General features: G+C 33.9%; 25 protein-coding genes and 1 tRNA gene. 11 read left to right on the top strand and 15 right to left on the bottom strand.

Annotated features, from left to right (window positions below; all coding sequences use genetic code 11):
* Positions 1-119 precede the first annotated feature (119 nt).
* The gene (locus CIT01_03270) at positions 120-449 is read right to left on the bottom strand and encodes a hypothetical protein (GenBank protein ID AXV37286.1); all 330 of its coding nucleotides are present in this window, start codon (positions 447-449) and stop codon (positions 120-122) included.
* A 133-nt stretch (positions 450-582) separates the two neighbouring features.
* Here CIT01_03270 and CIT01_03265 point away from each other — a divergent pair, with 133 nt between their 5' ends.
* Positions 583-1011, top strand: a complete 429-nt coding sequence (locus tag CIT01_03265) for a hypothetical protein (GenBank protein AXV37285.1) — start codon at positions 583-585, stop codon at positions 1009-1011.
* Positions 1012-1029: 18 nt separating this feature from the next.
* Here CIT01_03265 and CIT01_03260 read toward each other — a convergent pair whose 3' ends face one another.
* Positions 1030-1470, bottom strand: a complete 441-nt coding sequence (locus tag CIT01_03260) for a signal peptidase I (protein ID AXV37284.1) — start codon at positions 1468-1470, stop codon at positions 1030-1032.
* 295 nt (positions 1471-1765) lie between these two features.
* Between CIT01_03260 and CIT01_03255 the strand changes: the two genes are divergently transcribed.
* Positions 1766-3181, top strand: a complete 1416-nt coding sequence (locus CIT01_03255) for a glutamate decarboxylase (protein AXV37283.1) — start codon at positions 1766-1768, stop codon at positions 3179-3181.
* Between the two features lie 96 nt (positions 3182-3277).
* Here the strand turns inward: CIT01_03255 and CIT01_03250 are convergent, their stop codons facing one another.
* Together CIT01_03250 and CIT01_03245 are read right to left on the bottom strand one after the other, a co-directional pair.
* Positions 3278-3727, bottom strand: coding sequence for a phosphatidylethanolamine-binding protein (locus tag CIT01_03250; GenBank protein AXV38709.1), 450 nt, complete (start codon positions 3725-3727; stop codon positions 3278-3280).
* 255 nt (positions 3728-3982) lie between these two features.
* Complete coding sequence (locus CIT01_03245) at positions 3983-4654, bottom strand: TIGR00266 family protein (protein AXV37282.1); 672 nt, start codon at positions 4652-4654, stop codon at positions 3983-3985.
* Between the two features lie 189 nt (positions 4655-4843).
* Between CIT01_03245 and CIT01_03240 the strand changes: the two genes are divergently transcribed.
* From CIT01_03240 to pscS, 6 genes are all read left to right on the top strand, one after another.
* On the top strand, positions 4844-5890 hold the full coding sequence (locus CIT01_03240; GenBank protein ID AXV37281.1) for a hydrogenase formation protein HypD: 1047 nt from the start codon (positions 4844-4846) through the stop codon (positions 5888-5890).
* Between the two features lie 59 nt (positions 5891-5949).
* Positions 5950-6615, top strand: coding sequence for a phosphoglycolate phosphatase (locus tag CIT01_03235; protein ID AXV37280.1), 666 nt, complete (start codon positions 5950-5952; stop codon positions 6613-6615).
* A gap of 87 nt (positions 6616-6702) precedes the next feature.
* Positions 6703-8001 carry a peptidase gene (locus tag CIT01_03230; protein ID AXV37279.1) on the top strand — a complete coding sequence of 433 codons (1299 nt, stop codon included), beginning with the start codon at positions 6703-6705 and terminating at the stop codon, positions 7999-8001.
* A gap of 67 nt (positions 8002-8068) precedes the next feature.
* Entirely contained in the window at positions 8069-9049 is a 981-nt protein-coding gene (locus tag CIT01_03225; protein ID AXV38708.1) for a radical SAM protein, read from the top strand.
* A 76-nt stretch (positions 9050-9125) separates the two neighbouring features.
* Complete coding sequence (locus tag CIT01_03220) at positions 9126-9695, top strand: nucleoside triphosphatase (protein ID AXV37278.1); 570 nt, start codon at positions 9126-9128, stop codon at positions 9693-9695.
* A gap of 63 nt (positions 9696-9758) precedes the next feature.
* On the top strand, positions 9759-10895 hold the full coding sequence (gene pscS / locus CIT01_03215; GenBank protein ID AXV37277.1) for an O-phospho-L-seryl-tRNA:Cys-tRNA synthase: 1137 nt from the start codon (positions 9759-9761) through the stop codon (positions 10893-10895).
* A 41-nt stretch (positions 10896-10936) separates the two neighbouring features.
* Here pscS and CIT01_03210 read toward each other — a convergent pair whose 3' ends face one another.
* The 7 genes from CIT01_03210 to CIT01_03180 all read right to left on the bottom strand — a co-directional run bounded on the left by CIT01_03210 (position 10937) and on the right by CIT01_03180 (position 15430).
* Complete coding sequence (locus tag CIT01_03210) at positions 10937-11398, bottom strand: AraC family transcriptional regulator (protein AXV37276.1); 462 nt, start codon at positions 11396-11398, stop codon at positions 10937-10939.
* Positions 11399-11432: 34 nt separating this feature from the next.
* Positions 11433-12596 carry a hypothetical protein gene (locus CIT01_03205; GenBank protein AXV37275.1) on the bottom strand — a complete coding sequence of 388 codons (1164 nt, stop codon included), beginning with the start codon at positions 12594-12596 and terminating at the stop codon, positions 11433-11435.
* A gap of 53 nt (positions 12597-12649) precedes the next feature.
* Complete coding sequence (locus CIT01_03200; GenBank protein ID AXV37274.1) at positions 12650-12967, bottom strand: hypothetical protein; 318 nt, start codon at positions 12965-12967, stop codon at positions 12650-12652.
* Between the two features lie 139 nt (positions 12968-13106).
* Positions 13107-13598, bottom strand: a complete 492-nt coding sequence (locus tag CIT01_03195) for a TIGR00288 family protein (GenBank protein ID AXV37273.1) — start codon at positions 13596-13598, stop codon at positions 13107-13109.
* Positions 13599-13850: 252 nt separating this feature from the next.
* A complete protein-coding gene (locus CIT01_03190; GenBank protein AXV37272.1) occupies positions 13851-14414 on the bottom strand; it encodes a hypothetical protein in 564 nt (187 codons plus the stop codon).
* Positions 14415-14482: 68 nt separating this feature from the next.
* Positions 14483-14920 (bottom strand): hypothetical protein, encoded by a 438-nt coding sequence (locus CIT01_03185; protein AXV37271.1) that lies wholly within the window; start codon positions 14918-14920, stop codon positions 14483-14485.
* 51 nt (positions 14921-14971) lie between these two features.
* Positions 14972-15430 (bottom strand): AraC family transcriptional regulator, encoded by a 459-nt coding sequence (locus CIT01_03180; protein ID AXV37270.1) that lies wholly within the window; start codon positions 15428-15430, stop codon positions 14972-14974.
* A 617-nt stretch (positions 15431-16047) separates the two neighbouring features.
* On the opposite strand from CIT01_03180, the gene CIT01_03175 reads away from it, so the two are divergent.
* Genes CIT01_03175 through CIT01_03165 form a run of 3 tightly spaced genes read left to right on the top strand, consistent with a single transcriptional unit; the run spans position 16048 to position 18104 of the window.
* The gene (locus tag CIT01_03175) at positions 16048-16599 is read left to right on the top strand and encodes a nitroreductase (GenBank protein AXV37269.1); all 552 of its coding nucleotides are present in this window, start codon (positions 16048-16050) and stop codon (positions 16597-16599) included.
* A 15-nt stretch (positions 16600-16614) separates the two neighbouring features.
* On the top strand, positions 16615-17118 hold the full coding sequence (locus tag CIT01_03170; protein ID AXV37268.1) for a hypothetical protein: 504 nt from the start codon (positions 16615-16617) through the stop codon (positions 17116-17118).
* Between the two features lie 32 nt (positions 17119-17150).
* A complete protein-coding gene (locus CIT01_03165) occupies positions 17151-18104 on the top strand; it encodes a Fe-S cluster protein (GenBank protein ID AXV37267.1) in 954 nt (317 codons plus the stop codon).
* Positions 18105-18246: 142 nt separating this feature from the next.
* Here the strand turns inward: CIT01_03165 and CIT01_03160 are convergent, their stop codons facing one another.
* From CIT01_03160 to CIT01_03145, 4 genes are all read right to left on the bottom strand, one after another.
* Positions 18247-19041, bottom strand: coding sequence for a hypothetical protein (locus CIT01_03160; protein AXV37266.1), 795 nt, complete (start codon positions 19039-19041; stop codon positions 18247-18249).
* Between the two features lie 10 nt (positions 19042-19051).
* Positions 19052-20503 carry an MFS transporter gene (locus tag CIT01_03155; protein ID AXV37265.1) on the bottom strand — a complete coding sequence of 484 codons (1452 nt, stop codon included), beginning with the start codon at positions 20501-20503 and terminating at the stop codon, positions 19052-19054.
* 399 nt (positions 20504-20902) lie between these two features.
* Positions 20903-21592: a methyltransferase type 12 gene (locus CIT01_03150; protein AXV37264.1), complete on the bottom strand. Its 690-nt coding sequence runs from the start codon at positions 21590-21592 to the stop codon at positions 20903-20905.
* A 91-nt stretch (positions 21593-21683) separates the two neighbouring features.
* A tRNA-Ser gene (locus tag CIT01_03145) sits at positions 21684-21769 on the bottom strand.
* Positions 21770-21970: the final 201 nt, after the last annotated feature.

The following is a 21970-nucleotide window of genomic DNA, read 5'->3' as shown; positions in this document are numbered from 1 at the left end:
ACTAATAGTTAAAAGAAGTAAGTATTAATTTTAAACTGTTTAATTCATAAAGTTTATTTATAGAATTTAATATCTTTTAAAAGTTAAAAGAGTAATTTAATTTTTAAATTACTCAATACTTAAAAATACGCTGTCCCTGTAAATTTCCAGGTGTATATATACGGTGCTTTGAATCTCCAGCCCCAATACCTTGAAAATGTTGGTAAAATAGTTCCACTATCTGCATACTGCCATTTTCGATTTCCATTGTACTTATAGTAAATACTGCCTTTTATTGAATAGGATCCATAATGCCAGTATCCAATATCAATGTAAGGAGTCACTGCTGAGCTCGCTTTATTAATATTATATTTTGATACCTTTACAGAAACCGTTCGTGCAGATACAGGGGATACACATAAAAGCCCAATAGCTATTATGATTATACAAAATATAGCTCCTTTTTTCATATTGTTCCTCCACTTTAATTATTACTAAATTAATAAAAAATAATAAAATAAAGTTTATAAAATTTATTAGTAATATATTAATAATAAAATTTATTACTAACTACCTTAATAATTTTCGTGGTGGTGATTTTTTATGAAATTAAATTTTAAAGTGTTAATAATAGGGGTAAGTATTCCCACAATTTTTACATTATTATGGCAGATTGGAGCAGTTATAGAATTAATTTTCCCAAACGTGACAATTTTTGTAAATTTAGATACTTTTATCACATTTTTATTAGTTTTTTTAGCAAGTATCGGAGTTTCCTTATTATTAAATGCTAATCTTAAAAAAAGTTTAGTTAGCGGTATTTTCATAGGGTTTTTTGGAGAAGTAGTTACTTTATTGATTATAATATTCTTTGCACTGTTAATTCAGTTAACATCCAGCAGTATTCCTATGGATATATTCACCATTGATATTTTCTATTACTATATAATTCCTAATTTGATCTTTCAAATGTTAAATGGCGTTTTTGCTGGATTTATCGGGTATAATCTGGTTCAATTCAAAAATAAATGAATATATGAATTTTTATTATCATAAACCTTTTAATGCTAAGATTATCTGTCCTAATTGGGGTATGATTAATAGTTTATCACTAATTTTGACAACTTTTGCCCTAATTTGAGTGGGGTAAACTACCATTGGATCTGGTGCATGGTTATTATCACCTTTAATAATATAATATTTATTTCCTTTACCGTCTATGTTAGAACCAATAACCCGATGTATTACTGGCCCATCATTAAACCAAACTGCATCATAAACTACAATATCCCCCACTTCTATATCACCGATATTAAATTCATTTAGACCTATAAAATTAGTTTTTTCAATTATAACAATATCTCCCCGGTACAGTACAGGTTCCATGCTTTTAGAAACCACAACATTCATGTGCTGACTACAAAAAAGAGCTATTACAATAATACTAAGATAAATAAGTATTTCCTGATATTTACGTTTAGTAACATCCATCCCATCACCAAAAAATCATTTTTATTATATCAATAATAATATTATATTACATATATTTAATACTATTTAAATTATTAAATATTTATTTTATTATTGAAAACTTTATTTTTTGTCAACGGAAAACCAAAAAAAGACAATTATCCCCTAAATTCATAAAAACAAAAAATAAATACCATAATCAATAAAAAATTTAATAATTATTAAGCTACACCAAAAATTTCTAAAATATGTGAAAGTTTAATAATTAACTTTGCTATGGATATATTTTAGTTTTTTAAGATGGAAAGATGATTCTATGTTATCTAAAAAGGTTAACTTAAAAAAGATGAAAGAATCGGATAGGGAACACACCACAACTTATGGGACCCGCTATTTTTCTAAGAAAGTACCTAAGTATGAAATGCCGGATGAGGGAATGCCATCAAAAGCAGCATACCACCTGGTTCATGATGAACTAAATCTGGATGGGAATCCTGCATTGAATCTGGCCAGTTTTGTCACAACCTGGATGGAACCAGAAGCAGATAAACTGATAATGGAAAGCATTGGCAAAAACTTTGTGGACAATGATGAGTATCCTCAGACACAAAAGATTCAAGAAAGAGTGGTCAATATGTTGGCCCGATTATTCAACGTCCCTAAAAACTGTCAATCAGTGGGAACCGGTACTATTGGTTCATCAGAAGCAATAATGCTGGGTCTTTTAGCCCATAAATGGACTTGGAAAAAACGAAGACAAAAAGAAGGTAAACCCTATGATAAACCCAATATTGTTATGGGTGCAGACGTACACACTGTTTGGGAGAAATTTGCCCGTTATTTTGACGTTGAACTGAAATTAATACCTTTAGAACGAGATACTTATACAGTAACTGTTGATGAGGTAGCCAAAGAAATTGATGAAAATACAATCTGTGTGGGGGCAGTTTTAGGAACAACCTTTACAGGACAAATGGATCCCATCAAAGAGATTAACCAATTATTAATTGATATCAAACAAACTAAGGGTTGGGACATACCAATGCATGTGGATGGTGCCAGCGGCGGCATGGTGATACCCTTTACCAATCCAGACATGCAATGGGATTTCAGATTAGAACAAGTTAAATCAATCAATGTATCTGGACATAAATACGGTTTAGTGTACCCTGGTGTTGGATGGCTGGTATTTAAAGATGAGAAAGACTTACCTAACGAATTGATTTTCGAAGTTAATTATTTAGGTGGTTTAATGCCCAACTATTCCCTAAATTTTTCCAAAGGCAGTAGCACCATAATAGCCCAATATTACAACTTTTTAAGACTGGGTAAAGATGGTTATAAAGATATAATGGAAAATTTGATGGAAACAACCACTTACATTGCTAATGAACTGGAAAAATCCGGTAAATTTGAGGTAATCAATAAACATCTAATGTTTCCTCTGGTAACATTTAAATTAAAGAATTCAAAGTTCAGCGTTTTCCAGCTATCTGAGAAACTCCGTGAAAAAGGATGGATCGTCCCGGCATATACGCTCCCTCCTAATGCTGAAGATGTGGCAGTCCTTAGGATGGTCATCAAGGAAAATTTCAGCAGGGACATGGCAGATCTTTTAATGGATGATATGATGTATGCCTATGATTTTCTGGAAAAAGATCCAAAAGAACATCAAGAGTCAGCTAAGGAAGACGAAAAAGAATCTAGAAAACATAAACATAAAATATGCTAATTAACTAAATTCTTTTTTATTTCTTCTTAATGTCATTAATTGAATTCTTCTTTATTTTTTTTCTTAAAAATTCAAACATTATTAACTGAATTATTTTCATCCCGTATATCTACCTGTTATCTGCGTTTGAGCCAGTATATGTCCTTCCATAACATTGTTAACTTGTTCTATTGTGCTTCCAGGTTCTAAATTAAGTTCAATGTCCAGAGCATATATTTTGAAGGCGTATCTATGGGTTTGTCCTGGTGGTGGCGCCGGACCGCTGTATCCTATTGTATTAAAGCTGTTTAATCCCTGTTTTGCCCCATTTTCCAATGTTTCCTGATTAGTTATACCTTCATCGAGTTTTGTAACATCTGCAGGTATGTTGAACACTATCCAATGGATAAAAGAGCCACCAGTAGAATCTGGGTCCTCACATATTATGGTAAAGGTTTTGGTATCTGCTGGAGCTGATGTCCATGCCAGAGGCGGAGACACGTTTTCCCCATCAGCAGTGTATTTTAAAGGTATATCTTTTCCCTGTGTAAAAGCACTACTCGTTATCGCAAATTCACCCGTTCCATTTTCAGTTTGGTTTGATTCCTGTGAAGTACAGCCAGAAGCCAGTATCACTAAAGTCAATATAGACAACGAAAAAATTAGATATCTTTTCAAAAAATTCACCCCTCCATTTTTTAAAACTAGTTAATACTATGTTAAAATTGATATAAATCTTGGTAGGTTTCCTCGCTTTTAGATTTGTTAGCAAAATAAATTATTTCCTAATAAAAAAAATAATAAAAAAAGAATAATATTTAATTAACCTTTATTGGGTAAACGTGGTATCAGCCAAGATAAGAATGAATCTTCACTTCTAGATTGTATCCAAGCTTTTCCAGGACCAGTTAATTCTACTACTAAGCCTTCACCACTAAATAAAGTGGATTTCATTCCCCCTATTTTTTTCACATTATATCCTACATTATCATCAAAGGCCACTATATGTCCAGTATCTACAATGTATTTTTCTCCTGCTTCTAAATTAATGGGATGAATAGCACCGAAACTGGATGCAAATAGTTTACCAGTACCTTCTATTTTTAATAAGAAAAGTCCTTCCTTGGAGAAGAAGGTTTTTGATCCTCCCCATTTAGTGTCAATATCAATATCTGTGGTGGCAGACATAAATGATCCAGATTGAACAAATATTACCTGATCATTTAGGTCCATGGCATGGATATCACCAGGTAGTGGCGGGGCCATTGTTATCTCTCCTGGAGATTCTGCTGTAAATTTATTTATAAAGAAACTTTCTCCCCCAACCAAACTTCTTTTTAAACCACCGAAAAGTCCGCCTTTCATTCCAGTTTCAATTGAAATTCCACTGGACATACTTACCAACGCGCCAGCTTCAGCATTTACTTGTTCAGATGTTTCTAAATCTAATTTGAGTAGGGCATAGGATGGTTGATATAAAATTTCATAGTCCATTTTTTTCACCTTTTGAGTAAATCATTCAAGTTGATACATATCTATGAATTATAAAGGATAATTAAATTTTTATGATCTTAAATTTTTTTTAGAATTGATCTTATTATTGAGGGTTTATAGGATCAGCTATTGCAAAGTATATTATGCAAATCATATAAACAATTTATATTCAAGATAATTGGTGACATCATGAAAAATCTATCCAGAGAAATAGTACAACGTATAGAAGAAATTGCTCAACCAGTCAAAATAATGCACGTCTGCGGATCACACGAACACACCATAATGCAGCACGGTATAAGGTCTTTAATACCAAAAGAAGTAGAAGTAGTGGCAGGACCAGGATGTCCAGTTTGTTGTGTTCCCTCCCGAGAAATTGACGAATGCTTAGAACTTGCCAGAAAAGGTGTTACTATAACCACTTTTGGGGACATGTTAAGGGTTCCAGGATCAAAGGGAACCCTGGCCGATGCCCGGGCAGAAGGTGCTGATGTAAGAGTGGTCTATGGAGTAAACAACGCAGTTGATATTGCCCAAAAAATTGATAATGAAGTAGTATTTATGGCAGCAGGTTTTGAAACCACAGCCCCTACCACTGCATCAGAGATAGTTTCAGGGCCTCCAGAAAACTTTTCAGTACTATCATGTCACAGATTAATTCCCCCCGCACTAAAATTCCTCATTGAATCTGGAGAAGTAAATCTCACAGCTTTAATCGAACCAGGTCACGTTTCAACTATAATCGGGACCTGGCCTTACCTACCGTTTTCTGAAAAATACAACATACCCCAGGTAGTGGCGGGATTCAACCCATTTGACGTTCTAATAGCAATTTACATGATATTAAAACAGCTTAAAAATGGGAAAGCAGAGGTTCAAAACGAATACAAGAGAGCAGTAAGAGAAGAAGGTAATGTAAAGGCACAAAAACTCTTAGATGAAGTATTTTACATAAGGACCCGCGAGTGGAGAGGTTTTCCTGACATACCAGATTCTGTATACGAGATACGGGATGAATTTGTAGATTTCAATGCCCGTGAAAAATTTGATATTAACATAGAAAAGGGTGAAGATGTTGTAACTGGATGTATCTGTGGCCCAATACTGCGGGGAGTGGCCAGACCAGAGGAATGCAAACTTTTCAAAAAAGAGTGCACACCTATGAATCCTATAGGCGCGTGCATGGTTAGTAAAGAAGGGACATGTAACATAGCATTTAGATACGGTTCCCTATAACATTTCAACCTCCAATGCAGTGTTTTGATACAGTTTACTATATAACTATAACGAGGTAAATGATGAAGGCCATAGCTCTGGATGTGGACGGCACAATTACCAATAAAAATAGAAGAGCATGTGTAAGTGCCATTAAAGCAATTCACCAGGCAGAAGATAGTGGGATTCCAGTTATTATTGTCACCGGAAACATGTTGTGCAGTTCAAAAATGATTTCAACACTACTTGGAACTACCGGAGGTTTGGTGGCTGAAAACGGTGGAATTATAGAAACGCCTAAAGGTCGAAAGGTACTGGGTGATTTTTCTAAATGTGAAAATGCATATAATTATCTAAAATCCAAACACGATGTGGAAAAAGTAGATCTATCCAGTCATAGGATATCTGAAATTGCTTTAACGAGAAAAATTCCAGTTGAGATTATTAAAGAAACATTAAAAGACTTTGAAATTAAAATATATGATTCAAAATTCGCTATTCATTTAACTGACCCGGCTGTTAGTAAAGGGTCTTCACTTAAGATGGTGGCAGAGGACTTAGGAATTAATGTTCATGATATTATAGCCATTGGAGACAGCGAGAACGATATGGAATTTCTAGAAGTAGCAGGTTTTAAGGTGGCAGTTGCCAATGCCAACCCGGAACTAAAAGATATAGCTGACTATGTAACCACCAGTTATTATGGGGATGGAGCTGCAGAGGCCATTCATAAATTCGTTTTATAATTAATAATTTACATTTTAAACTATTAAAATAATTTAAAAAATAGATTGGAATAATTTGAGAAAATTTTTGATAATGAGGGTTTCTATATGTTAGACGATGTAGCCAATCAAACCTTAGATCTTGCACTTAAACATGCTGATCTTGCTGAGGTTTATGTTGAAAAGGAAAAGAATTGGGATATAGATATTCAAAAAGACAATGTTGACTTTGCCAAAGAGTTATACGTGTTGGGAGCAGGTGTTAGAGTAATCATAGATGATAAGATGGGTTTTTCTTACACCAGCAACATGGATAAACTAAATTTAATGGTCGAAAAAGCTGTTTTTAATGCCCAGGCCAACATAAAAGATGAAAATTATTCTTTCGCCACAAAATCGGAATATAAAAAAGTAGAAGGAACCTATGACTCTAAAATAGAAACTCTGGAATTAGATGATTCAATTGAATTTGCCAAATCCATGATCAGCACGGCTCAGGATGAGAAATGCCAACCAACTTCTGGTGGATTCTCTGCAAGATGTTTAGAGAGTTTAGTTAAAAATTCTGAAGGAATAAACTGTAAAGATAAATCCACGGCATTTTATGGATACATATCTGTAAACTACGAAAATGATGAAATATCCACGGCCTACGAGTCAGATGCTTCCAGGTATATGGATATAGATCCTGAGTGGATTGCCTGCCAAGCATCTGGAATTGCCAGAAACTCTGCGGGAGGTAAACCTGTTGAAACAAAAGATTTAGAAGTAGTATTAGATTATCACGCGGCTTCTGGTTTGCTTTCCACATTCACCCATTCAATAAATGCTGATAATGTGCAAAGAGGAAGGTCACTATTGGCTGATAAAATTGGGCAAGAAGTAGTTTCTCCTAATTTGAGCATTTATGATGATGGAACCATAAAACAAGGGCTCGGTACTTCAAAATGCGATGATGAAGGTTCACCTTCCCAAAAAACCACAATCATAGAAAAAGGAGAACTAAAAAACTTTGTCTATGATCTCTACACTGCCAAAAAAGGAAACACTCAAAGCACAGGTAACGGAATGAGAGCCTCTTTTTCAGATACTCCCAATGTTAGTTTAACCAATTTTGTCATGGATTATACGGATTCTCTTGAAATTTCAGATGTTAAAGAAGGATTATTGGTGACAGATGTTCTAGGGGCCCATACAGCCAACCCTATATCTGGAGACTTTTCAGTAGAGACTAACAACGCCTTTAAAATTGAAAAAGGCAAAATAAAACATCCCATTAAAAAGGCCATGATATCTGGAAACATATTCCAAGTGCTTAAAAATTCCTCTTCAATCTCTAAAGAAACTCGTCAGCTGGGGCCATTCATAACTCCTCGTATTCACACCAAACTAAGGGTGGTAGGATAAAGTTTTATAGGTTATTATGCTGGAAAATAAGAAAATAGAAGATTCATTATCTCATTACTTTCAGGTAATGTTAAATAAAAAACTCTCCAAATCCAAAGTATCATCTAAAATAAAAACTGCTTTTGACAATGATATAGATCAACTCTGGAGAGAACATGAAGAGGTAAGAGATAAATTTATAGATTTATATGGAGATTTAGCACATAAAAAGATTGAAAAGGCAGATTTTTCTTTTCTGGATTTAAAAATAGAAATTGCAGAAAAAATACGGGAAAACTGCCATTTATGTGAGAGAAGATGTAATATTAATCGCAATCTTATTAAGGGGAGCTGTGGTGTTAAAAACCCCAGAATTGCGTCCCAGTTTATTCACACAGGCGAAGAAAGAGTGTTGGTACCCAGTCACACCATATTTTTCTCAGGATGTAATTTTCAATGTGTTTTCTGCCAGAATTATGATATCAGTCAAAATCCACTTGCTGGTATTCAGGTAAGACCAGAGGATTTAGCAGAGATTATTGACAAAAATAGAAAGCACGGGTCACGGAATGTGAATTTTGTAGGGGGCGATCCCACTCCTAATTTACCATACATCTTAAAAACTATGAATCTTGTTGAAGAAAACATTCCTGTGGTCTGGAACAGCAATTTCTACATGTCCATGGAAGCTATGAAATTGTTGGATGGCTTTATTGATCTCTTTTTAACTGATTTTAAATATGGAAATGACGAATGTGCAAAGAGACTCTCTAAAATAGATAATTACTGGGAAGTTGTAAGGAGAAATCACAAAATGGCAGAAAAAAGTGGGGATTTAATAATCAGACATTTGGTTTTACCTAATCACCTTGAATGTTGCACTAAACCATTATTAGAGTGGATAGCTCAAAATCTTAAAAAAGACACAGTTGTAAATATTATGGGTCAGTACCGACCGCTTTACAAGGCGAACGATTATGAGGAACTGCGAAGATACGTTTATCCCGATGAAATAAGGGAAGCAGTTAAATATGCTAAAAGTTTAGGACTAACCAACGTTATACACTAATGAATAATCTACAAATTTGACAATGGCATTTTTAATATATAATACATTAAATTAATGAAATTAGAAAGATGATTAGATGAATATATTATTAACTGGAACCCCGGGAGTTGGAAAAACCACGGTCTTAACCCAGATACAGCACCATCTCCAGGATAATGATTATAGAATTGGTGGATTATATTGCCCTGAAATACGCATAAATCGACAGAGAGTAGGATTTAAAATAATTAACTTAATGACCAGAACTGAAGGTATTCTATCCCATATAAACTGTAAAGGGCCACGTGTAGGTAAATATAGGGTAAATTTGTCAGATTTAGATGATATTGGTACATCAGCAATCTACCAAGCTTTAGATCAGGCGGATTTCATATTAATTGATGAAATTGCCCCTATGGAATTACACAGCCAGAATTTTTGCAGGGCAGTTTCAGAAGCATTTGATAGTCCAAAAACGGTTATTGCAGTTATACATAAAAAATCCAGAAACCCATTTATCTTAAAGTTAAAAAATAGGGATGATGTGAAAATATTTGAAATAACTAAAGAAAATCGGGATTCAATTCATAGAGACATATTAAAAAAATTATTTTATGGTGATAATTTATTTATCAATTCAAATAGAATAAAACATGAAGATGTATAATATTTCCTAATTTATTCAATTTTTACAGAAAGTTTATAAAAAACATTGTTTTGTGGTGATTATATGGAATGTCAAGATTACGGGCTCAATAGGGCCACTGAAAGGAGAAATTTAAACCTAAATCCATTACAACGTGGGGGAGTACTACCTAAAGAGGCAAGAGTTGCCCTTTACGAGTTTTCAGATGGTTACAGTGTCTGCGACTACTGTGCCGGACGCCTGGACCAGGTGACTAAACCAGCAATATCCTCATTTCTAGACGATTTGGCTAAATTTATTAATGTAGATGTGGCCAGAACTGTACACGGGGCTAGAGAAGGTAAATTTGCAGTGATGCATGCCCTATGTGATCCTGGAGATACCATAATTGTTGACGGCAATGCCCATTACACCACCCATCTAGGAGCAGAAAGATGCGGACTGGAACTAATTGAAGTTCCAAACACTTCGCATCCAGAATATGCAGTAACCCCTGAAAAATACAGGGAAGTATTGGAAAGTGAAATTGATAAAGGTCAGGACATTAAATTAGCAGTGTTAACCCATGTAGATGGTGATTATGGTAACTTAACTGATGCTGCCAAAATAGGTAAAATTGCTGGAGATAACAATATTCCACTCCTTTTAAACTGTGCATATTCCATGGGAAGACTTCCCATAGATGCAAAAAAGTTAAATGTTGATTTTGTAGTGGGAAGTGGACATAAAAGCATGGCTGCCTCAGGTCCAATTGGTGTTTTAGGGATGAAAGAAGAGTGGGCCGAAACAGTACTTAAAAGATCTAAAAGACATGAAGTCAAGGAACTTGAAATGTTAGGTTGTACCAGCAGAGGAGCCCCAGTGGCAACCCTGATGGCCTCCCTTCCCCATGTAATAGCAAGGGTTAATGCATGGGACGTGGAACTTGAAAAAAGTAGAAATTTCGTTAGAAGCATGGAGGAAATAGATGGTGTAACTCAGATTGGACTTAAACCAACAGAACATGATCTTGTAAGATTTGAAACTCCGGGATTTGACGAAATAGCCCAAACTCATCCAAGAAAAGGGTTTTTTTTATATGAAGAGCTGAAAAAGAGGAATATAGTGGGAGTTAAGCGAGGCCAAACCAAATGGTTCAAATGCAGTGTCTACGGATTTTCCCAAGAGCAGATCAATTATATAGCAGATTCGTTTAAGAAAATTGCTGAAAAAAATAGATAAAAAAAATAAAAGATGTTAATCTTTAACTAAAAATTAAATTTTTATTCAATTTTCTGGACTGGAAATTGAATTTCAGTTAACCATTCACTTTCTGGAACTTCCATAGGATCGTTCAGGTAGATCTCCATGGGCGCTCCAGTCATAGCATAGCCATTTTTCACTGAATATTCGTAGACCATTGCATATACCGGTGCCACATCATGGTAAGACCCTTTATGTATGGTTGAAAGAACAGTTCTCTGGGGAAGTTTTTTGATTTTTACTTCTCCCTCTTCTGCAACTTCTCCGACTACAGCAATTCCCACGTCATACTGCATATTTTCCATACCAACTTCTGCAGGGCTGTTATAGTATATACCAAATGGCGGACCAACTATCTGTAACCCTTTCTCCATAACCCATCCTACTACTTTCCCAATCAATTCTGGCATGGCTTCCGGTGGTCCGGTGTGGAAAATATATGCAACTTGCATTTCTGGAACTTCTTTTTCATTTATCTCCATAATAAGACCTCACTACAATTTATGCAATATCTTATCATAAAGACATTTCTCTTTCCAGCACTGAACTTTTACCATTAAAAATAAAATCTTCAATAATATTTTCTATTTGTTCTCCCACACCAGGAATTTCCTTTAATCTTCTTTTATCATAATATTTACGGATACTTCCATTTAAATTCTCAATGTTTTCAGCAGCTTTATGGTAATTCCAGTTTGAACCAGTATATCCAGATTTAAACTCTTTAAAAAATGCAATAAGCAGCAGATGTTGTGCCACGTCACGATTAAATTTTACATAATCCTCAGTGGGTATAAGTGTTCTTTGATGAGATTTTACTTTAAAATCAGGTGGATCAATAAAATTCTGTATCCCATATTTTTTACAGAATTTCAAAGCTAAATTGTTTATTTTTAATTTGTATTGATGGGGAGGATCAGTCCTATTTGTATACATGCTATTGTACTCTTCAACAAGCTCAGGAAATTTATTTTCAAGTAATTTCATAAATCGAATTCTCTGATTAGAGCGTAAAGTCATACCAGAACCTATAATTATGTAATCCACATATTTAGATGATTTTTTTATAACATTTTCAATATTATCCGGATTATCTAAAAGGTAAGGAATAATAGGGATGAAATTAACTCCCACCATTATTCCTTCTTTTTTTAGCTTTTTTATTGCTGATAACCTTTTTTTAGGGCGGGTTGCTGCTGGTTCAAGGTAGGGTAAAATGTTTTCATCAAATGTAATAATCGTAAAAGAAACAGTACACCATGAATTTTTAGATATATCTTTTAATATGTCCATATCTCTCAAAACTAAGTCGCTTTTAGTGGCAATGTGCACTGGGAACTGATTATCTCTTAAAATCTCTAGAATTCGGCGGGATAATAGATAATTTTTCTCTGCGGGCTGATAAGGATCAGTTACACCAGATAAACCCACAACATCGGGTTTAAATCTTTTTATATCTCTTTTTAGGATATTGGGTGCATTCTTTTTGACAAATATTTCCTTTGCAAAATTTCGATAATCTTTGTGAATCAGATACTTATCAGTTAAGGCGTCACAGTAGGTACATGCAAATTCACATCCACGGTAGGGATTAATAGCATATCTCATCCAAAACCAGTTGTCTTTAAAGTTATGACGATAAAGGATGCTTTTTGATTCAATTTCAATGAATTTAGCCATTTTATCCTTATAGACTCTTATTCTTTAATTAAAATTAATTATATAGAGAATCGTTATTCTTCAATTGAAATTTCAAGCTGTTCTGCTTTTTTTGCCTTTTCGTGTTTTAACTCGGTTTGGCATCTGTTTAACTGATATTCCAACTTTTTATACTCTCTTTTTGTCCACAGATTTTTCAACCATAAATATATGCAAATGCCTAAAAGTATTAAAACCAGAATTAATAACAATCCAATTATAATTCCGGCGGCCATACCTTGCCAGATTATAAAAAATCCATAACCTAAATAAAATAGAGCAGCAATAAGTCCAATAATAAATGCAATTACAATAAATATCTTCAAGTTTCTCATTAGATTATTAGTATCCATAATGGTCACTTGAATTTATATAAATCAACTGATTCTTAATATAGTTATTTATTGTAATTTAGAAATTCAACATTACTTTAAATTTATTAAAAAAAGAGAAAAAATGTATTAAACCACAGATATATTCTAAAAACGAGGTTTATACTGTTTTATGTGGTTTAGGCGGATTTAAGATTATGGCACTATCTGCAGAATTTTTAAGAGCAGTACTGAAACCAGGTTCGGCCCCAAGAACAATAGTTTCTTTACCATTTTCTTTAGCTATACTAATTAATGGGAAAAAATCCACATCTCGTGTCATTAATGCAATTATATCAATATTAGGGTTGTGAATAAGTTCATATGCTTCCACGGCAATGTGAACATCTGTTTCCCCCGCAACTACTATAGGGGAGAATCCTTCATTGGTGACAGCTTCTATTAATTTATCTGATGCATATTGATTTAAAAATACTTTAACAACTCTTATATTTCCATATTCCCCCAAAATATCTTTTACCAAATCCAAGTCAAGATCAAATTCCCTTCTGAGCATGTTGGGACCATCTATTAGTAATCCCACATTTTTATCTTTAGAATTTCCTTTTTTAATAGGAAGATAATCTTTAAATGAACTTAATGTTTGGCGCATTTTATACCTCCACGGTATATCAAAAACCTAAAAATCTTTTTTTTGGGAATTCGAATATTATTAATACCATTATTTTACATGATAGTTCCAAAGAACTATTTTAATCTTTTATAAATTTTTATAAATATCTAAACTTATATTCTATTTTATAAAAAGAACATTAAATAGTTATGCCCAAATCTCGCCTAAATTAATTTTAAGATTTTTTATCAATAATTCTAGTTGTTATTAAACTATTGAATAAATTAGGGATTAATTATGAATTTTAACTGCTTTTACTTTATTCCAACTATTTTTACCCAGTATGATTAGTAAAAGTGCGAATACCCCCAGTATAATAACGCTATATAAACCTCCTCCGAATGCGAATATGGATTCAGATTGGGATAGATACAAAATTGAAGCAACTTCGCTAGTATCCATAATTAAATGTAGAGCTACTGCCACCCAGACGCTTCTGGTTACTAGAACTGCATAACCATAGATAACCGCCAGGATTATTGTCATGATTGTAATATTTAATATGCCTAGAATGGGTTGTCCCGGCCAGTTCATACCCATGTAAATATTTCCGGCATGCCAGATGCCCCAAATCACTCCTAAAATTAAAACTCCTGCATATGATCCAAAGAGAGGAAACAACCGGTCCTGCAGGTAAACCCTCCAACCAAATTCTTCCCCAAAATATTGGGGCCAAATAATTATAAAACTCAAAAACAGCAATATGATATAGGTACTAAGGAAATTTAGAAGATTATATTGGATTAAAGCTTGGCCAAACCCAAATAAATGGTTTAAATAATTGAGTACTATCATTAAAAGGGCAAATAAAATGCTGAATCCAATGGAGAATTTTTTATTCTCTCCAAACCATAATTTGGTTTTTATAAGGCTTTCTCTCCATTTTTCCGGATATTGAGTATTATTATGCTTATAAAACCAAAAATTGCTATAATCGATGATAGAAGAGGAGCAACTTTAACTACAGGGAAGTTAATTAAAGGAGAGGGTATTAAAGGTTTATAAAAACTTTCAATTAAAAATACTACAACGTATAATATGAATATTCCTAAGAAGAACTTAGATTCCCTGCTAAGTGCCTTATCTCTAAAAAGAACCAGACAGATAATAGCTGATGAGGCAGGTATGAGCATGTGTACAAAAGTAGTATAAAACGGTACATTACCCCAAGAACCATAATTAATGTAGAACCAGATAAAATGGATTAAGGTTAAAACTGAAAGTATCCCTAGAAAAACTATTGTTTCTTTTTTTAACTGGGAAATTGATTTAAAGTCAGTATCTTTGGATTTATCGTCCATTATAGCCCACAACTGCTGTTTTTTAGGGAATATATTTGAAAATAGGATAATTTATATTTTTATCACTGGTATTCTAACTTCAGTGAGCAATTCACTTTCTGGCACTTGACTGGGGTCGTTTAGATACACTTCTGTGATGGGTCCTATAATATCATAACCATTTTTAACAGCATAATCAACTACAGCGTGAATTACTGGTCCTACCTCAGTATAAGCTCCCTGGTGCATGGCTGCAATTACTGTATGTTCTGGTATCTCTTTAAAGCCTAATTTGTCCACCTGTTGAAAATCTTCGTTTACTGAAAAACCAATTTCATATTGGAGTTGTTCCTCCGGAACATCTTCGGGGCTGTTGAAATAGGTTCCATAGACCATGCCAGTCATTTCTAATTCTTTTTCCATCACCAGTTGACCTACTTCCTGTATATGCTCTGGGATTTTCTGGTAACTTCCAGTATAGGGGATATATGCTACTTTTGCTGCTTCAATTCGTTTCTCCTTTATCTCCATAATAATCATCTCCGATAATCTTTATAAATAATATATTGTGCTTTTAATTATTTTTAGTGGAAATATGGTAATAAATAGTATGACTGTTATTTAAGTAAAATATTATTTTTTTCTCCATCAATAAATACCACTATAAGATTCAAATTAGGTAAATATGATACAAGAGATAGGAAACTCTTAGGAATTTTAGTTGAAAGTCTCATTGCATCCTATTTTTTCAGGTTGAAAGAAACATCTAATATGCCTTTAGGAATATTTTACGATCCCGGAAAATGGTGTTGACTTTACTCTAAAGTTCAGATGAAAGCATAATACCTGTTGAAGTAGGTGTTGGAAGGAAGGATAAAAGCCAAATTATGAAGGCCATTAATAGATACAAATCTGAATATGGAATTGTAATCTCCAATAGAACAAGTAAAATAAAAAAGAGGGTAAGGTAATTTTTATTCCTTTAGTAACATTTTCTTTTATTTAAGAGATTTAATCAAACTTTTTTTGAAATGACTATTTAGTTAACAGGATCTTCGCTACGAAAACTTTATATAGTAAAACATATCTATTATTTTTAACTTTTAGAAAATACCGAAAGTTACAAAAATAGTAAAAGTTGTGAGATTATGAACCAAGTATTAGAAACAATAAAAAATAGAAGAAGCGTACGTCAATATAGTACGGAACAAATAAAAGATGAAGAACTTGAAAAAATCCTTGAATCAGCTATATATGCTCCTACAGGTCATTTTGATCAGCCATGGCATTTTACCATTGTTCAAGATATTGATTTGATAAACGAGATCAGTGAAGGAGCTAAAGCCGTCATGAGAACAATGGATATTGAATGGATAGCTCAAATGGGGGCTTCTAAAGAACTGAACATTTTTCACAGGGCACCTACTGCCATAATAGTATCTGCAAAAAAAGACGCAGTAACTCCTATGGTGGATTGTGCTGCCGCAGTAGAGAACATGCTTCTTGCCGCAGAAAGCATGGATATCGGGTCATGCTGGATCGGGTTTGCCAAATTCTTCTTTTTAAAACCAGAAAATATGGAAAAATTCCAGATTCCGAAGGGAAACGAGGTCCATTTCGGAGTGTCCTTAGGATACAAAGTGAGAAAAAATCCAGAAGCCTTAGAGAGGAATAGAGACGTATTCACTTACTTTAAATAATCTAATGGCCGGATTTTGGATAATATGATCAATACAAAAAATTCTCTTAAAGAAGAGTTCAAAGAAGTAATATATAATAGTTGTAAAGCTATGGGGCTTGATGATTTACCATCTAGACTAATTTCTGTCCTTCAAAGTGAAACAAAAGAGATATCTTTGGGAGAACTTGCTGAAATAACCGGATATAGTCTTTCTACTTTGAGTCCCATTATCAGAGGTATGGAAGATATAAATATGGTTAAAAGATTTAAGAAGCCCAGATCAAGAAAGGTCTATGTTTTGATGGATAAGGATATTATCTCTCTTTTTAAGGAATTACAAAAGAAAAGATATGATCAGAGCACTAAACCAGCTTTAAAAAAACTTTCAACCATAATTGAAAAATACAAAGACATGGAAGATTATCAGGATGAGTTGGAGATAATAAAAGATTATAACAGCCAAGTTCAGGCTATAGCAGAAGAAAGCAAAAAATTTATTGAATCTTTAGAGAAAAAGAGAGATTTTTTGATGAAATAAATTTGAAAAAACTGAATTAAAAGGTTTTAGATATGAAAACTGAAATAAAAACAACAAATGTACAATCACAGGGAAAAGATTCTAAATGTTCTCCATTAAGTTTTCTGTACTGTAATCTAAAAATTAATGTTACAGGTAAGTTGAAAGATAACGACCTTAATAAGTTGTACAATTGCAGTTTATGTAATAGCTGCCATCTTGCGACTTTTAATAAAGGTACCATGGAAAAAGCAGTTACCAAGAGTCTTATAACACACCATGTGGCTGAAATCCGTAAAAATATTATGGAGTCAGGTAATTCTTATGGTATTAAGACTGTAAAAAGTAAAAGTAGTCAAAAAACTATAGAAACTCTACTTTTTAGAGGATGTACACCTACCCATAAAACACCTGAGATACTAGCAGCATCAGAAAGTCTTCTCAAACGTAAAGGCATAAAATACGAGATCATGGATGACGAAACATGTTGTGGTAACCTATTATTCAATTTAGGCGATACTGGATCAGGTCAAGACGCAGTCCGAAGGAATATAGATAAATTTAATGCAGCAGGAGTAAAAAGGATCATAACCATATGCCCTGGCTGTTATAATGCATTTAATAAGTATTACAGGACTCAAAATGGATTTAAACCGGAAATTATCTTGGCTGTTGATTTATTGGATTCTTTAACCATGGAAAGTGAAGATTTAATGATCCAGGATCCGTGCCATGCCCGGGAAAAGGCCGGCACCTTGCGGAAAATCTTGCCAGGTTCACAAAATAAAAGTGCAAGCCCTTGTTGCGGAGCAGGTGCGGGTGTAATGGCCCATAATAAATTAGTTGCCACTAAAAAAGCAAGAAAAACAATAGAAAATAGGTCTGAAAGAATTGTAACTTACTGTCCTTTCTGTTATCTTAACATGTCATCAGTAACTCCTGATAAAATAGTGGATATCTACATGTTACTAAATGATTGCCTTGTTGATAGTCCAATTCACTATTAAATAGTTGAATAAGAAGAAATTTTTGTGATACTGAATGAATATCGGTTCCTACAATAATTAATTGGGTTTAATAGTTAGATTTTCAGTTTATGGGTTATTAATACATTTTTTTGATCATGCCCTTTTTTCGCATTGTGATAAATTAATAAATCAACACCTGTCCTTCTGGGCTCTGAACAAATTCCAGGAACTCCTTAATAACGCCGGTGGGTGTACCTTTGACCAGGAATAATAAAGGCCTGTTCAGGGGATATTCTCCAGATTTCACAGTTTCGTTAGTAAGGGATACGTTGTTTATCTTCAGAACCTTCACTTCATTTATATCTGCATTAATTGCACTGGAAGCCACGAATCCTACAGCATTTGGCAGTACAGCTACATCGTGCATCATATCCTTACTGGATAACGAAATCATGGCCTTTTCTGTGATTTTAGTATTGGTAAGTTGTTCTAAAGACAACCTGGTTCCAGAACCCACCTCACGGTTGATCACAGTGATTGGTTCATCATTTCCCCCTACCTCTTTCCAGTTTGTAATATGACCAGAAAAAATGTCATTCACCTGTTCTTTGGTTAAATCATTCACAGAATTGTTATTATTTACAATGATGGCAATTCCCCCATTAGCAATGAACATTTGGTATATTCCTTCAGATTCTTGGGAAGTAAGGTTCCGGGAAGACATACCAATATCTACAGTTCCTCTGCGGACACTTTTAACACCTACCTCAGAATCACCGCCCTGTACAATGATTTTAACTTCAGGATGCTTTTTCATGTAGGCTTGAGATAATCTCTCAGCTATAGGCTCCATTGAGGTAGATCCTACAATTTGAATTGTTTGGGAGTCATCTGCCCCACTGAAAAATAGTATTGAAATGGCTACTATGGCCAAAATTGTAAGAGTTATTATAAGATATTTGTATTCATTTTCCATTTTTACACCTCTAACTCCTTGCTTGTTGTTTTGTGTCTTTTGTTATTGCTCTTTGAGGGAAGTATTTCTGCAAATCCAGGGTTGACACAAGCAGCATTATACTTAAAATTGCTCCGAAAATGAACACTCTTTCCATACCCGTCATAAAATTTGTAGCCTGAGCTCCCTGCAATACCAGTTTACTGTTTAGCGTGTTTTGTGCAATGGATGTGGTTATAATTAGCCCAGCAAAACAGTTACCCAACACAGAACCCAGGTTTTTAGTAAGTGTCATCATACTCGACACCTGGGTTTTAAAGCTAGCTGGTGTTACTGATAGCAGCATTTTATTGTTAGGAGATTGGTATAATCCATAGCCAAAGCCCATGGCGATCAGTGCTCCTATAACGAAAAAAAGTCCTGTTGATGTATTAAAGGCGCTAATCATGACTGTAGCAATTATGCAGCATAGACTAGCTCCAAGAGCCAATGGTTTAACTCCTATCTTATCTGCCAGTGCTCCGGCTATAATTGATAGGAACATGGCGGTGAACATGGTGATGCTTATTAAACTTCCAGAGATATTAACTGGAACTCCCACTACCTTCTGTAGGTAAAAAGGCATGGTAAAAAACATCATGTAAAGTACGATATAGTTGAGGAGCAGTCCAGTGATATAAGCGGAAAATGTGATGCTACGGAAGATGGTGAACCTGAAAAGTGGTTCTTCGTGTTTGGCTTCTACCCATATAAAGACGCCTCCCAATATAAATGTCACGGCCAGTATTATAGTATCCAATGGACTGAAACCAAATTTTTGAGCCAGTATTAAAACAAAGGTAAGTAAAAATAAAAATAATGCTTGTAATATAGCACCTCTAACATCTAGGTTTTTCAAGGTTTTTATTATTCCATTCTTTTTTTGTATTCTATTTTTTTTCTCCATCTTTTCTATCAGTTCATAGTCCTTATCTGCTGTGGGATTTTGAGCTGTTATGAGATATACGGCTATGCTTAACAAACCGAAGGGAATAGTAGCAAGAAAGATACTCTGCCAACCAATGAAAGCAGCTATATATCCTCCTACAAAGGGACCGATAGCATAACCTGAGGAGAGGGCCACCAAGAGACATCCCATGGCCAAACCAAGCTTTTCCTTGGGAAAGGTTTTATCCAGTATAGCATAATACACTGCCGCCATGAAACCAGCAGCCACACCTTGAATGGCTCTAAAAAGAATTAACATGTCTGCAGAGGTAACAAAATAGTTCGCAAAGGACATAGCAATCCATATTAGTGTTCCAAGTATGAAAAATTTTTTTCTACTCCATAATCCCCCAATGCGACCCAGAAATATAACTGAAATGGTCAGGGTAACCAAATAAATGTTGGATATCCAAGTAGCCGTCATTACACTGGCCCCGAAATATTCGGTTATGTTAGGTAGACAGATATTCATCATTCCAATGTAAAAGTTGAACATGAAATTCACTAAACATACAGCAACTAGTACGAACCACATCTGGCGTGGATTTTGCATAGATATTCTGGGTTTTGTTAGGTTCTTTATCATGAACATTAGAGACTTTTAAGAGATATAAATATTTTACTAATTGTGATCTAAAGTTCTCATTATGTGTTTTAATTAAAGGTGGTTGTGAGTAAATTTCTATGGTTTTTCAATTTCAAAAAACTGAAATCATATTTTCAAATGGATTTCTCTTATCAATATCTCTATGAAACTCGTTACGACTCAAAAAATTAATTAAATTAACTAAAATCTAAAACAAAATGATATTAAAAATAATATTTAACTACTCCAATAATTAGGTTAATAATAAGACTGGAATAATGTATTTAAAACTTTAAACTCATTATTTTATTATTTAATGCAGTAAAAACCTGCTTGTAGGTAAGAATACCACAGAATTTCCACAATTTTAAAACCAGATTCTCTTAACAATTTCAAATGCTCTTCTACGGTTATAGGGAAATATTCCACATCAAAACGTTTTAGTTGGGGTTCTATTTCTTTTATATCTCGGCCATGTTCTAATTGGAATTTTTTCCAGTATTCTTTTCCAATTTCTACCCCTTTTTTGGTCAGTGGACGTATATTTTCAAAGGTTACAAATATTCCATTTTCTTTTAAGTTATCGTAGCAAATTTGAACGGCTTTTTTTCTATCTCTAGGTGATAAATAATGGTGGCATTGAATGGCAGTTATCACATCTACTTTTTCTTCCAGTTTTTCATTAAAATCCTGGGTTGTGGATGGTTTGAGAAATTTTAAACGATTTTTACTTAGATTACAAAACTTCATCCGGGCCTGTTGCACCATACTATCTGCCGGATCTAGAAGTAGGAACTTGGTTTTTGGAAATTCTTTAACTGCCAAATTTATCATTGTACCGGTTCCACATCCTGTATCCAACCAATTTTTTGGTTCAGTATTTATTGATTTGATTAGATTAATGGTTTCCTGGTGGTAGGACTGGTAATAGGGGAGTGTATTTAAAACATTTGCATCATAATCTTGGGAGTGGTAAGGGGTAGTGTTGTCCTTTTCCATATTAACTCAACTATCCTTCTGGAGTTCTAGTTATCTTCAATTCTCTTATTTGATTTTCTTAATCATTTATTATTGCATTCATTCTTTTTAACGCCGGGACTGGGATTTGAACCCAGGAAGAGCAACGCTCAAACAGGATTTCGAATCCTGCGCCTTACCAGACTAGACTATCCCGGCAATAGATAACTGTTTTTATGGTCTATAACTAAATTATACGGTCTTGTAGATAAGTTTGTTCTATTTATAATCATCACTTCATTAAATATTTATTAAATTAACCATTTTATAATAAGTGATTAATCTTTTATGAAGAATTGATAATTCAACCCTATTAAAAATTTATATAGTTTGATCAAATAAAAAACCTTTTTAATGATA

The sequence above is a fragment of the Methanobacterium sp. BRmetb2 genome, assembly GCA_003491285.1.
Classification (GTDB): Archaea; Methanobacteriota; Methanobacteria; order Methanobacteriales; family Methanobacteriaceae; genus UBA117.
This window is presented reverse-complemented; position numbering and strand designations above follow the sequence as displayed.